General features: G+C 72.5%; 11 protein-coding genes. 6 read left to right on the forward strand and 5 right to left on the reverse strand.

What is annotated here, in order from left to right:
• The first annotated feature begins 133 nt into the window (after positions 1–133).
• Positions 134–1,519, forward strand: coding sequence for an AAA family ATPase (locus ITJ60_RS03090; RefSeq protein ID WP_194646871.1), 1,386 nt, complete (start codon positions 134–136; stop codon positions 1,517–1,519).
• Positions 1,512–3,530, forward strand: coding sequence for a vWA domain-containing protein (locus ITJ60_RS03095; protein ID WP_194646872.1), 2,019 nt, complete (start codon positions 1,512–1,514; stop codon positions 3,528–3,530). Before ITJ60_RS03090 ends, ITJ60_RS03095 begins: the two co-directional genes overlap by 8 nt.
• A gap of 364 nt (positions 3,531–3,894) precedes the next feature.
• On the opposite strand, the gene ITJ60_RS03100 is transcribed toward ITJ60_RS03095, so the two are convergent.
• The 5 genes from ITJ60_RS03100 to ITJ60_RS03120 are packed head-to-tail and all read right to left on the reverse strand — an operon-like array spanning position 3,895 to position 7,757.
• A complete protein-coding gene (locus ITJ60_RS03100; protein ID WP_194646873.1) occupies positions 3,895–4,653 on the reverse strand; it encodes an SCO1664 family protein in 759 nt (252 codons plus the stop codon).
• Positions 4,650–5,177 carry a DUF3090 domain-containing protein gene (locus ITJ60_RS03105; protein ID WP_123291859.1) on the reverse strand — a complete coding sequence of 176 codons (528 nt, stop codon included), beginning with the start codon at positions 5,175–5,177 and terminating at the stop codon, positions 4,650–4,652. The genes ITJ60_RS03100 and ITJ60_RS03105 overlap by 4 nt, the downstream gene beginning before the upstream one ends.
• A 33-nt stretch (positions 5,178–5,210) precedes the next feature.
• Complete coding sequence (locus ITJ60_RS03110) at positions 5,211–5,933, reverse strand: MSMEG_4193 family putative phosphomutase (RefSeq protein ID WP_194646874.1); 723 nt, start codon at positions 5,931–5,933, stop codon at positions 5,211–5,213.
• A 10-nt stretch (positions 5,934–5,943) separates the two neighbouring features.
• On the reverse strand, positions 5,944–6,645 hold the full coding sequence (locus tag ITJ60_RS03115) for an ABC transporter ATP-binding protein (protein WP_194646875.1): 702 nt from the start codon (positions 6,643–6,645) through the stop codon (positions 5,944–5,946).
• On the reverse strand, positions 6,642–7,757 hold the full coding sequence (locus ITJ60_RS03120) for an ABC transporter permease (RefSeq protein WP_194646876.1): 1,116 nt from the start codon (positions 7,755–7,757) through the stop codon (positions 6,642–6,644). Before ITJ60_RS03120 ends, ITJ60_RS03115 begins: the two co-directional genes overlap by 4 nt.
• Before the next feature lie 150 nt (positions 7,758–7,907).
• Between ITJ60_RS03120 and ITJ60_RS03125 the strand changes: the two genes are divergently transcribed.
• Genes ITJ60_RS03125 through ITJ60_RS03140 form a run of 4 tightly spaced genes read left to right on the forward strand, consistent with a single transcriptional unit; the run spans position 7,908 to position 12,160 of the window.
• A complete protein-coding gene (locus ITJ60_RS03125) occupies positions 7,908–9,077 on the forward strand; it encodes a sensor histidine kinase (RefSeq protein ID WP_194646877.1) in 1,170 nt (389 codons plus the stop codon).
• Positions 9,074–9,694 (forward strand): response regulator, encoded by a 621-nt coding sequence (locus ITJ60_RS03130; RefSeq protein WP_194646878.1) that lies wholly within the window; start codon positions 9,074–9,076, stop codon positions 9,692–9,694. Before ITJ60_RS03125 ends, ITJ60_RS03130 begins: the two co-directional genes overlap by 4 nt.
• 46 nt (positions 9,695–9,740) lie before the next feature.
• Positions 9,741–10,955, forward strand: a complete 1,215-nt coding sequence (locus ITJ60_RS03135; RefSeq protein ID WP_194646879.1) for an MFS transporter — start codon at positions 9,741–9,743, stop codon at positions 10,953–10,955.
• Between the two features lie 59 nt (positions 10,956–11,014).
• Positions 11,015–12,160: an AI-2E family transporter gene (locus tag ITJ60_RS03140; protein WP_123291852.1), complete on the forward strand. Its 1,146-nt coding sequence runs from the start codon at positions 11,015–11,017 to the stop codon at positions 12,158–12,160.
• The last annotated feature ends 3 nt before the right edge of the window (positions 12,161–12,163 follow it).

Genomic DNA, 12,163 nt, shown 5'->3' on the forward strand with positions numbered 1-12,163 from the left:
ATCCCCCTATCGAATCCGGCTCCGATGCCGGAGTCTCAATCATTGCGGTTGCTATGGAAACCCACAAGCGGACGGGAGGCGCGGTGCCAGCTGGCACCGCGCCTCCCGTCCGCAACGGCGTAACGTCCAGAACGTGACCCGACCCGACATCCGCACGGTCGGCGAGCTCCGCACTTCTGGCCACGTCCAGAAGACGGTCCGCGCCGAGATCCGCGACAACCTGCTCACCGCGCTGCGCGCGGGAGACGACCCCTGGCCCGGCCTGCACGGGTTCGAGACGACCGTGATCCCGCAACTCGAACGTGCCCTGATCGCCGGACACGACGTCGTCCTGCTCGGTGAGCGCGGCCAGGGCAAGACCCGCCTGCTCCGCACCCTGCAGGGCCTGCTCGACGAGTGGACCCCGGTGATCACCGGCTCCGAGCTCGGCGAGCACCCCTACGAGCCCATCACCACCGCGAGCGCCCGCCGGTCCGACGACCTCGGCGACGCCCTGCCGATCTCGTGGCGGCACCGCGACGACCGCTACGTCGAGAAGCTCGCGACGCCGGACACCAGCGTGGCCGACCTGATCGGCGACGTCGACCCGATGAAGGTCGCCGAAGGGCGCAGCCTGGGCGACCCGGAGACCATCCACTTCGGACTCGTCCCCCGGGGCCACCGCGGCATCGTCGCGATCAACGAGCTGCCCGACCTGGCCGAACGCATCCAGGTCGCGATGCTCAACGTGATGGAGGAGCGCGACGTCCAGATCCGCGGTTACGTGCTCCGACTCCCCCTCGACGTGCTCGTGGTGGCCAGCGCGAACCCGGAGGACTACACGAACCGCGGCCGGATCATCACGCCGCTGAAGGACCGCTTCGGCGCGGAGATCCGCACCCACTACCCGATCGAACTCGAGGACGAGATCGCGGTCATCCGGCAGGAGGCGCAGCTCACCGCCGAGGTGCCGGACGCGATCGTCGAGATCCTCGCCCGCTTCACCCGTGCCCTGCGCGGGTCGAGCGCGGTCGACCAGCGCAGCGGTGTCAGCGCCCGGTTCGCGATCGCCGGCGCCGAGACGGTCGCCGCGGCGGCCGTGCACCGTGCAGCACGCCAGGGCGAGCCGGAGGCCGTCGCGCGACCGATCGACCTCGAGACGGCGGTCGACGTGCTCGGCGGCAAGATCGAGTTCGAGAACGGCGAAGAGGACCGCGCGGACGAGGTCCTCGAGCACCTGCTGCGGTCCGCCACGGCCGAGACGGTGCGTGCTCGGTTCCGCGGACTCGACTTCGGAGTGCTCGTCGAGGCGCTCGACGGCGGGACGATGGTGACGACGGGCGAACAGGTCGGCGCACGGGCGTTCCTCGAGGGACTGCCGTCGATCGGCGAGTCCGACCTCTACGACCAGGTGTGCGAACGCCTCGGCGCCACGAACGACGGCGAGCGCGCGGGTGCGATCGAACTCGCGCTCGAGGGGCTCTTCCTCGCCCGCCGGATCAGCAAGGAGTCCGGCGGGGGCGAAGCCGTCTATGGCTAGGCAGAACCGACGACTGACGCGGGACACCCGGTACGGGGCCGCAGCGCTGTACGGGAAGTACCACGACGGTCCGGACCCGCTCGCGCCGCCCGCCGACCTCGCCGAAGCACTCGACGCCATCGGGCAGGACGTGATGGCCGGCACCTCACCGGAGCGGGCCATGCGGGAGTTCCTACGCCGTGGCGGCCGGACGCAGCGCGGACTCGACGACCTCGCTCGCAAGGTCGCGGAACGGCGCCGCGAGCTCACCGCGAAGAACAACCTCGACGGCACCCTGCAGCAGGTCCGCGAACTGCTCGACCAGGCGCTTCGTGCCGAACGCGGCGAACTCGCCCGCAACGTCGACCTCGACGACGGCGACCGCGCCCTGGCCGAGATGCAGCTCGACAGCCTGTCCCCGTCGCCGGCCGCCGCGGTGCAGGAGCTCGGCGGCTACGACTGGACGAGCCGCGAGGCCCGGCAGAAGTACGACGAGATCAGGGACCTGCTCGGTCGCGAGGTGCTGGACCAGCGCTTCGCGGGCATGAAGCAGGCGCTCGAGGGCGCCACGGACGAAGACCGTGCCGCGGTCAGCGCGATGATGCAGGACCTCAACGCCCTGCTCGAGGCGCACGCCCGCGGCGAGGACACCCAGCAACAGTTCGACGACTTCATGGCGCAGCACGGGCAGTACTTCCCGTCGGACCCCGCGAACGTCGACGAACTCCTCGACGACCTGGCCGCCCGTGCCGCCGCCGCCCAGCGGATGCGGAACTCGATGACCGAGGAGCAGCGCGACGAACTCGACGCCCTCGCCCAGCAGGCCTTCGGCTCCCCCGACCTGATGGGGCAGCTGTCGCAGCTCGACGGCAACCTGCGGTCCCTCCGCCCCGGCGAGGACTGGGGCGGATCCGAGCGCATGGAGGGTGACCAGGGCCTCGGACTCGGCGACGGGACGGGGGTCTTCCAGGACATCGCCGACCTCGACGCCCTCGCCGACCAACTCGCCCAGTCCGGACCGGGCTCCGAGCTCGACGACCTGGACCTCGACGCCCTGACCCGGCAGCTCGGCGCCGAGGCCGCCGTGGACGCCAGGACCCTGCAGCAGCTCGAGAAGGCCCTGCGGAACTCCGGGGCGATGCGCCGCGGAGCGGACGGGCAGCTCCGGCTCACCCCGAAGGCCATGCGGCAGCTCGGGAAGAGCCTGCTCCGTGACGTCGCCGAGCGGATGTCCGGCCGACAGGGTGCACGGGACATCCGGCAGTCCGGTGCGGCCGGCGAACCCTCGGGCGCGACCCGGCAGTGGGCGTACGGCGACACCGAGCCGTGGGACGTCACCCGGTCGATCACGAACGCGCTGACCCGGACTGCGGCCGACGGGCGGGTGGGCCCGGGCGTCCGCCTGACCATCGACGACGTCGAGGTGCAGGAGACCGAGTCCCGCACGCAGGCCTGCGTGGCACTGCTCGTCGACACGTCGTTCTCGATGGCGATGGAGGACCGCTGGGTGCCGATGAAGCGCACGGCCCTGGCGCTGCACACGCTCGTCTCGACGCGGTTCCGCGGCGACGACCTCCAACTGATCGCGTTCGGACGCGAGGCCGAGGTCGTGGACATCGAGCAGCTCGTGGGTCTCGACGCGATGTGGGACAAGGGCACGAACCTGCACCACGCGCTGCTCCTCGCCAACCGGCACTTCCGGAAGCACCCGACCGCGCAACCCGTGCTGCTCGTCGTCACCGACGGGGAACCGACGTCGCACCTCGAGCCGAACGGACAGGTGTGGTTCGACTACCCGCCGGACCCCGTGACGATCGCACTGACCGTTCGGGAGCTCGAGAACGCCGGTCGTCTCGGTGCCCAGACGACGTTCTTCCGCCTCGGCGACGACCCGGGGCTCGCACGGTTCATCGACGCGATGGCGAAGCGGGTGGACGGCTCGGTCGTCGCGCCGGAGAACGACGACCTCGGTGTCGCGGTCGTGGGGTCGTACCTGGGGTCCCGCCGCGGCGGGCCGTCGTTGTTCGACTAACCGCCGAGTCGATCCCGACAGGGACTGTTGCGCGGGGTCCCGCAGTCGTATGCTGAGCGCCACCACAGTTGCCCCAGACCCCGGCCGCCGTGATCGTTCTTCCTGCGCCGACGTCGTCGGCGTGCCGGAAGCGGTCGGCCGAGTGCACCTGATCCGTTCTCGACCGGTCGACTCCCGCGGAGTCCCGGAGTGCAACGGCGCACGCCACCGGACGCCACGGGTCTCCGCGTCCACGGATCACGGACGCGGACCGGTCGGTGGGGTCCGGACCCGACGGGCCCCACCGTCCCGGACCGGGGGTGTCCACGGCCGGCCGGGGTCGCCACGGCAGGCCGGGCCGGGCCGCCGGCTCACGACGGGTGCGTCAGAACAACGGCCACGGCACCGCGGGGCCGTGCCCCGGCGGTGGCGGGAAGATGCCGACGGCCCGCAGCGCCGCACACCGCGCGCGCACCGTGTCGACCTCTTCCGGCGTCAGGTGGTCGGCGAGTTCATCGCCCAGGGCACCGCGGAGCGCTTCCGACACCCGGTCGAGCCCCTCGAGTTCGTCCGGCCCGAGCGGCTCGCCGATCCAGCCCCACAGCACCGTGCGGAGCTTGTGCTCGACGTGGAAGGCCAGTCCGTGGTCGACACCGAACCGGTGTCCGTCGGGCATCGCCAGCACGTGCCCGCCCTTGCGGTCGGCGTTGTTCACGACGACGTCGAAGACGGCCATGCGGCGCAACGCCTCGGAGTCCTCGTGCACGAGCGTCACCGGCTGGTCGTGCTCATCGATCGCCTCGAGCACGGGCAGCCACGGTGAACCGTCCGCCTCGGCGGTCTCCGGACTGACCAGGTCGACGGCGTCCTGGTCGGGGTCGATCGTCTGCCAGCGCTGCACCATGCCGGGGCCGAACGGCCCGTCACCGAGCCACGTCGGTGGCACGATGCCCCACCCGAACGCCTCGGACACCAGGTGCGCGGCGACCTCGCGGCCGGCGAGCGTGCCGTCCGGGAAGTCCCAGAGCGGGCGCTCCCCCTCGATCGGCTTGTAGACGACCGCCTCGCCGTCCAGATCGGCCAGGAACGTCGCGTTCGAGGCCTCGCGGATCCGCGCCGTGATGCTCAGTGAGCCGTCGCTCATGCGTCGCCGGGCGGACGGCCAGCGGCGACGATCTCGCGGGTGCGCTCGACGAACGCTCGTGCGGTGCCGACCGGGATCTTGACCTGGAAGAGCTCGTCGGGTTCGGGGATCTCGACGACCGCCTCGATCTCGAGGCCGTCCTCGCTCTCCTCGGACACGATCTCGACGTCGTCGTCGATCGGGTACGCCTCGATGACCACCTGCGCCGTTGACGGGTCGAAGCCCAGGCTCAGGGCACCGGCACGGAACTCGGGCTCCACCGGTTGGTCGAGCGGTTCCGGGTCGCGGAGCTCCACGGGGGCGGTGTCCGGCACGCTGAAGCGGTTCGCCTCGACCGTGGCGACCTCGTCCAGCAGCTCGTCGATCTTCTCGGCGAGCACGGCGGTCTGCTCCTTCTCGAGGGCGACGCTCGTGACGCGCTTGCCAGAGCGGGCCTGCAGGTAGAAGGCGCGCTCGCCCGGACGGCCGATGGTGCCGACGACGAGGCGGTCCGGCCAGTCGAAGCCGTGGACGATGGAGGGCATACCCGCATTGTAGGAGTGCGGGCCTGCGCCCGTTCAGGGTCTGGCAGGGCCTGCCTCGGACGGGGCCTCCGGATGTCCGGCCCCGCCGCCGACCGCCGCGTCCCCGCTGGGCGCCGGAGCGGTCGCGAGCCACGAGAGATCGCCGGACTCGGTGTTCGTCGCGACCACCTCGGGCCGGTGCTCGCCGTACCGCACGACCGACACCGACGCCGGCCCGACGCCGATGCGCTGGAACAGGTCGAGGTGCATGCCGAACGCGTCGGCCAGGACGGACTTGATGATGTCGCCGTGGCTCACCGCGACCCAGACCGCTCCGGGCCCGTGCTCCGCCTCGACCTCAGCATCGATGCGCCGGACGGCCGACACCGCCCGGGACTGCATGGTCTGCATGGACTCACCGCCGGGGAACACCACGGCGCTCGGGTTCGCCTGCACCGTCCGCCAGAGCGGCTCCTTCGCCAGGTCGGCGAGCTTCCGCCCCTGCCACTCGCCGTAGTCCGCCTCGGTGATCGCCCGCTCGATGGCCGACGCGGGGTCGCCCGACTGGCGCTCCAGGATCGCCCGGGCCGTCTGCCGGCACCGCTCGAGCGGACTCGACACGACGGCGACGACCGGCACGGCCGCAATGCGCTCCGCGGTGCGGGCGGCCTGCTTCCGGCCGACGGCGTCGAGTCGCACGCCGGCGGTGCGTCCGGCGAGCACGCCCGTGGCGTTCGCGGTGGTGCGTCCGTGTCGGACGAGGAGGACGGTCGCCATGTGCCCGATCCTAGGCGGCGATCACCGGCGCCCCGGCCAGCCGACCGTCCACCACCGTGACGAGTTCGTCGAGGGTCCCGCGGTGCACCAGGTCGTGGGTGACCAGCATCGTCGCGGTGTCGCGCTCGCGCGTGAGTCGGGCGATGAGCTCCATGATCGCCGCGCCGCGCTCCTGGTCCAGCGCGCTCGTCGGCTCGTCCACGAGCAGGACGTCGGGTTCGTGCACGAGTGCCCGGGCGATCGCGACGCGCTGCCGCTGCCCGCCGGACAGCTGCGCCGGCCGCTTGTCCAGGTGGTCGGACAGCCCCACCGCGTCCAGCAGGTCGTCGGCCCGGTCCCGGAGCCCTTCCGCGCGACGACCGCCGGCGGGGTGCCGCCCGCCGAGGTGCGCCATCACGAGCAACTGCTCCCGTGCGGTCAGCGACGGCAGCAGGTTCGACTGCTGGAACACGATCCCGATCCGCGCACGCCGCAGCGCGGTGGCTTCGTCCCGGGACAGCGCGGCCGCGTCGACGTCGCCAATGAGCACCCGACCGGAGTCCGGCCGGATGAGCGTCGCGGCGACGGCGAGCAGCGACGACTTGCCCGATCCGGAGGGGCCGGTGACGCCGGTCACGACGCCGGGCCGGGCGACGAGGGACACGTGGTCGACCGCGGTGATCCGCCGATCGCCGTCGGGGAAGGTCAGGGTGACGTCGTCGAGGGTGATCATCGGTTGCTCCCGAGGGCGGTGAGGGGGTCGGCGGAGGTGACGGTGCGCAGTGCCACAGCGGCGCCGGCGAGTCCGAGGACGGCCATCGCGGCGGCCGGCACGACGGTGGTGACCGGGCTGAGCAGGAACGGCAGTGCACCGCCGGCGAGCGCGCCGAGTCCGACGACGGCCAGCATCCCGACGCCGATCCCCAGGACGAGCACGACGAGCGCCTGTCCGAGCGCATCGCGGACGAGTGATCCGGTGCTGGCGCCGAGGGCCTTGAGCACCGCGACGTCGCCAGCGCGCTGCATGGTCCAGACCGTGAAGAACGCCCCGACGACGAGCGCGGACACCCCGAAGAGCATGACGATCATCAGGCCGAGCGACCCGATCTCGGACCGGAAGGTCTCGAGGGCGGTCAGCGACGCGAGCGGCGACGCGGCGGACGTGCCGGTGGACGCTGCGACGGCGTCCCAGTCCGGGGTGCCGCTGACGGCCAGCACGGTGGCCGCACCGTCGCCGCCGAGTCGGCGGTCGGCCGCGGCCCACGCCTGCGGGGTCATGGCGAGCACGGGCGTGTGGCTGTACCAGGCGTCACCGCCGACGACGGCGACGCGGTAGTCCGTCCCGGTGACGGTGATGCGGTCACCGACCTGGACGCCCAGGTCGGCCGCGGCTCCCGACGACAGCCCGACCTGGTCGTCGCGACCGGGTGCGAGGTCGGTGACGGGGGTCGATCGAGCGCCCGTCGGCAGCCCGACGAGTGCGACGCCGACGGCCGCGCCCGACGCAGCAGCACCGGACCCCGCGGCGCCGGACCCCGCCCCCGCCGTCGCCCGGCCCTGGACGATGCCCACCGGCACCACCGCGTCGACCCCGGTGGCCGCCTGCCAGCCGTCCACGGCCCGCTGCCCGATGGTCGAGTCGCCGAACGACGGCTGCCCGGCGGACGGTTGCTGCAGGACCAGGCGGTCGCCGGGCAGGTCGAGCACGGCGGAGACGTTCTGCGCCGCGAGCCCACCGGTCAGCCCGGCGAGGAACCCGACGAGCAGGGTGATGAGTGCCACGACCGAGCCGATGAGGACGAACCGACCGCGGGCGAACCGGAGATCGCGCCAAGCGACGAACACGGAGTTCCCTTCCCTGGTCACGGACCCTCCGCGACCACGACTCCCAGCCTCGCCGCGGCGCTCCCCCGCGGCATCGCCGGAGGGTTCGGTCCTCCGATCGAACTTTCGGTTGATCCGCACCGGCCGGCGCCTCCGTACGCTGGGGACCACATGGCGCACAGCACCCTCACCCCGGTCTTCGTCGGTCTGCGGACCGGCCTGCACGTGCTGTCGGCCGCGCTGCTCACCCTGGTCGTCGTGCGGGTGCTCGTGGACGGTGACCCCGGCACGTGGGTGCGGCTGGTCCTGGCTGCGGTGTTCGCGGGCGTGTACCTGCTCGGGGCGGTCGTGGCGCGCGGCGACGGCCGCCGTCGGACGGTCGCCGGCTCGGTCTGGCTCCTCGCCCTGACCCTCGTCTGGGTCGCCCTGCTTGTCGGCGTCCCCGAGGCCGCATACCTCGTCTTCCCGCTCTTCTTCCTGTACCTGCACGTCCTGCCGCGCGTCGTCGGACCGGTGGCCGTCATCGCCGCGACCCTGGTCGCCGTCGTCGCCCTCGGACTGCACGGCGGCTTCACCGTCGGGGGCGTGGTCGGTCCGCTCGTCGGAGCAGGTGTCGCCCTGCTCATCGGTCTGGGGTACCGGGCGCTCGCGCGCGAGGCGGTCGAACGCGAGGCCCTGGTCGCCGAGCTCCTCGCCACGCGCGACCGGTTGGCCGTCACCGAGCGCGAGCAAGGCGTCCTCGCCGAACGGGCCCGGTTGGCCCGTGAGATCCACGACACGGTCGCGCAGGGGTTGTCGAGCATCCAGATGCTGCTGCACGCGGCGGAACGCGCGGACGGGGAACGTCCGGGGACGGAGCACATCCGGCTCGCCCGTGAGACCGCTGCCGAGGGCCTCGCCGACACCCGGCGGTTCATCCGCGAACTCGCACCACCGGCGCTCGAACGCGGACTCGGAGCAGCGCTGGAACGGTTGGCCGGCTCCCAGTGGTCGCGCGACGGCCTCGACGTCACGGTCGACGTCGCGGAGGCCTCGTTGCCGATGGACGTCCAGACCGCGCTGCTCCGCATCGCCCAGGGCGCCGTCGCCAACGTGGTGCAGCACGCCGCGGCCACCCACGTCCGACTGTCACTCACCGTGGACGGTCAGGAGGCCCGGCTCACCATCGCGGACGACGGCGTCGGTTTCGACCCGGTCGCCGTCCACGACCGGTCGGGCACGACCGACTCGTTCGGGTTGCGTGCCACCGAAGAGCGCGTCGAGCAGTTCGGCGGCCGGCTCGAGGTCGACTCGGCCCCTGGCCGCGGGACGACGCTCGTCGCGACCCTGGAGGTCCGGTGATCCGCATCCTCATCGCCGACGACCACCCGGTGGTCCGCGCCGGGCTCCGAGCACTCCTCGAGGGCCTCGACGGCCTCGTCGTCGCGGGCGAGGCGTCCACCCCCGACGAGGCCGTGGACCTCGCCGCCCGGCTCTCGCCGGAACTCGTGCTCATGGACCTGCAGTTCGGGCAGGACCTCACCGGGGCGGACGCGACGCGACGGATCCGCGCGCTCGACGCCGCGCCCTACGTGCTCGTGCTGACGAACTACGACTCCGACGGGGACATCCTCGGTGCAGTCGAGGCCGGCGCGAGCGGGTACCTGCTCAAGGACGCGCCCCCGCACGAACTCGTCGCGGCCGTCCGCGCCGCCGCGTCCGGGCAGAGCGCCCTCGCGCCGACGATCGCGGGTCGGCTCATGGCGCGGATGCGCGCCCCGTCGGTGAGCCTGTCGGCGCGGGAGCTCGAGGTGCTGCGCCTCGTCGCCGAGGGCGCGTCGAACGGCGCCGTCGCCGCTCGCCTGCACATCAGCGACGCCACCGTGAAGTCGCACCTGGTGCACGTGTTCTCGAAGCTCGGGGTGTCCTCGCGCACGGCCGCGGTCTCCGAGGCCCGCACCCTCGGCATGCTCCGCTGACGACCGCACCCTTGACGGGCCGTCGGTGGACCGATCAGATGGTCACATGACCCGGCACCCTCGAGGGGCCCTGTTCGCCACGTCGACGATGACCGGCTTCGGCATCGCCACGTGGGTGACCAGGACGCCCGCCATCCGCGACGAACTCGGGGCGTCGATCGAGGCGATGGGGCTCGTGCTCCTCGGGCTGTCGATCGGGTCGATGATCGGGATCCTCGGTGCCGGTGCGCTCGTCCGACGGCTCGGGACGCGACCGTTGATCCTGCTCGGTGGCGCACTGCCCGTGGTCGGGATGGTCCTGGTCGCCCTGCTCGCCCCGGCGCAGGTGCCGGCGGGTGTCTGGGCGGGGCTCTTCCTGATCGGGTTCGGGTCCGGGGTCGCCGAGATCGGGCTGAACGTCGAGGCCGCCGCGGTCGAACGGCGCGTCGGCCGCCCGGTGGTGCCGGTGCTGCACGCCTGCTTCAGCCTGGGGACCGTCGTCGGCGGGGTCGTCGGCATCGCGATGACGGCTGCCCGGACACCGGTGGTCGTGCACCTGCTCGTGGGGGCTGCGGTGATGGCGGCACTCGCGGCGTTCGCTGCCCTCAACCTGCAGCCCCTCCCGCGTGCCGGAGTGCAGACGGAGGGAGCCGAGACCGCAGACGCCGCCGGCACGTCCCGCGTCACCACCGCGACCCGCCGCTCCGTCATCACCGTGCAGCTCGCGCTCATCGCGGTGATCACGCTCGCGATGGCCTTCGCCGAGGGTGCGGCCAGCGACTGGCTCCCGCTCCTGATGACGACCGACCACGACGCCCCCGAAGCGGTCGGCTCGCTCGTCTTCACCGGCTTCGCGCTCGCCATGCTCATCGGCCGGTCGGCCGGCACCCCGCTCGTCACGCGGCTCGGGCGAGGCCCGGTCGTCAGGCTCTGCGCAGCGGTCGGCGGGGTCGGGGTCCTGCTCGTGGTGGTCTCGCCGAGCCCGGTCGTCACGGCGATCGCCGCGGCCGTCTGGGGACTCGGCATCGCCCTCGGGTTCCCCCTCGCGATCTCGGCAGCGGGTGACCACCCGACCGACGGGGACCGCCGGGTGTCGGTCGTCGCCACCGCCGGGTACATCGCGTTCCTGGTCGGACCGCCCCTGCTCGGCTTCGTCGGCGAGCACCTCGGGCTGCAGGCCGCGATGCTGGTGCCCCTCGTGCTGCTCGTCGCCGCCTTCGTCGTCGCCCCCGCCGCCCGCGAGTCCCGCGACGTCGACGTCCGGCGGACCATCTCCACCTGATCCGCGACGCCGAGCGCGAGTCCGGGCGCTCCGCCCCGCGGATCGGTACGGTCGATCCCATGCCGTTCTTCCGCGACAGCCCCCAGCCGACCACCCCCTCGAAGATCCAGGCGGCGTGGTCCGACTCGACGGGCCGCCTCGCGACGCGGTGCCTGCAGGTGATCATCGTCGTCGTGGTCATCGCCGGCGTCGTCTACGCCGGCAGCGTGCTGAGCGTCGTCACCATCCCGGTGCTCCTCGCGCTCATCATCGCCTCGGCCATGCACCCGATCGTGTCCTGGTTGCGCAAGCACAAGGTGCCGTCGGTCCTCGCGACCCTCGCGGTGCTCATCGGCGTCCTCGCGGTGCTCGGGCTCATCGGGTGGCTCATCGTCGTCGCCGTCGAGAACCAGTGGTCGCAGCTGCAGAAGTCGGCCGTCGACGGGTTCCAGCAGTTGCAGGACTTCGCGAAGAACCTGCCGATCTCGATCTCGGACAAGCAGGTCGACGACGCCGTGGCGTCCGTCACCGACTTCATCACGAGTGCGCAGTTCGGCTCGGGCGCCCTGGCCGGCGCCTCGGCCACCGCGAACTTCCTGACCGGCCTCGTGCTGATGATCGTGGTGCTGTTCTTCTTCCTCAAGGACGGCCCGAGCATCTGGGAGTTCCTGCTCCGCCCGTTCACCGGTGAGCGCTACGACCGTGCACGCCGGGTGGGCGACCGCGTGGTCTCGACCCTCGGCGGGTACGTGCGCGGTACCGCCACGGTCGCGGCCGTCGACGCCATCGGCATCGGTGTCGGCATCGCGATCGTCGGCGTCCCGCTGGCACTCCCCCTGGCCGTCGTGGTGTTCATCACGGCCTTCATCCCGATCGTCGGTGCGACGGCAGCCGGCATCCTCGCCGCCCTGGTCGCGCTCGTCGCACTCGGTCCGGTCCAGGCGCTCATCGTCGTCGGGATCGTGATCCTCGTGAACCAGCTCGAGGGCAACCTGCTCCAGCCGGTGCTGATGGGACGCACCCTGAAGCTGCACGGCCTGGTCATCCTGATCGGCCTGACCGCGGGCACCGTCCTGGCGGGCATCACCGGTGCCATCATCTCGGTGCCACTGCTGGCCGCCGCGTGGGGCGCGATCCTGGTCTGGGACGGCCCGAACACCCCCGCGCGTCCGTGGCGCAAGAAGCGCAACGAGGACGTCACGGCCCACGAACTCCCCGCAGACTGACAC

The sequence above is a fragment of the Curtobacterium sp. VKM Ac-2884 genome (genome assembly GCF_015350945.1).
Lineage (GTDB): Bacteria > Actinomycetota > Actinomycetes > Actinomycetales > Microbacteriaceae > Curtobacterium.

Bases quoted from the DNA above. Each gene is read 5' to 3' on its own strand.
- ITJ60_RS03135 (WP_194646879.1), top strand. From the start codon at position 9,741: ATGACCCGGCACCCTCGAGGGGCCCTGTTCGCCACGTCGACGATGACC.
- ITJ60_RS03105 (WP_123291859.1), bottom strand. From the start codon at position 5,177: ATGCCCTCCATCGTCCACGGCTTCGACTGGCCGGACCGCCTCGTCGTC.
- ITJ60_RS03140 (WP_123291852.1), top strand. From the start codon at position 11,015: ATGCCGTTCTTCCGCGACAGCCCCCAGCCGACCACCCCCTCGAAGATC.
- ITJ60_RS03115 (WP_194646875.1), bottom strand. From the start codon at position 6,645: ATGATCACCCTCGACGACGTCACCCTGACCTTCCCCGACGGCGATCGG.
- ITJ60_RS03100 (WP_194646873.1), bottom strand. From the start codon at position 4,653: ATGAGCGACGGCTCACTGAGCATCACGGCGCGGATCCGCGAGGCCTCG.
- ITJ60_RS03095 (WP_194646872.1), top strand. From the start codon at position 1,512: ATGGCTAGGCAGAACCGACGACTGACGCGGGACACCCGGTACGGGGCC.
- ITJ60_RS03125 (WP_194646877.1), top strand. From the start codon at position 7,908: ATGGCGCACAGCACCCTCACCCCGGTCTTCGTCGGTCTGCGGACCGGC.
- ITJ60_RS03110 (WP_194646874.1), bottom strand. From the start codon at position 5,933: ATGGCGACCGTCCTCCTCGTCCGACACGGACGCACCACCGCGAACGCC.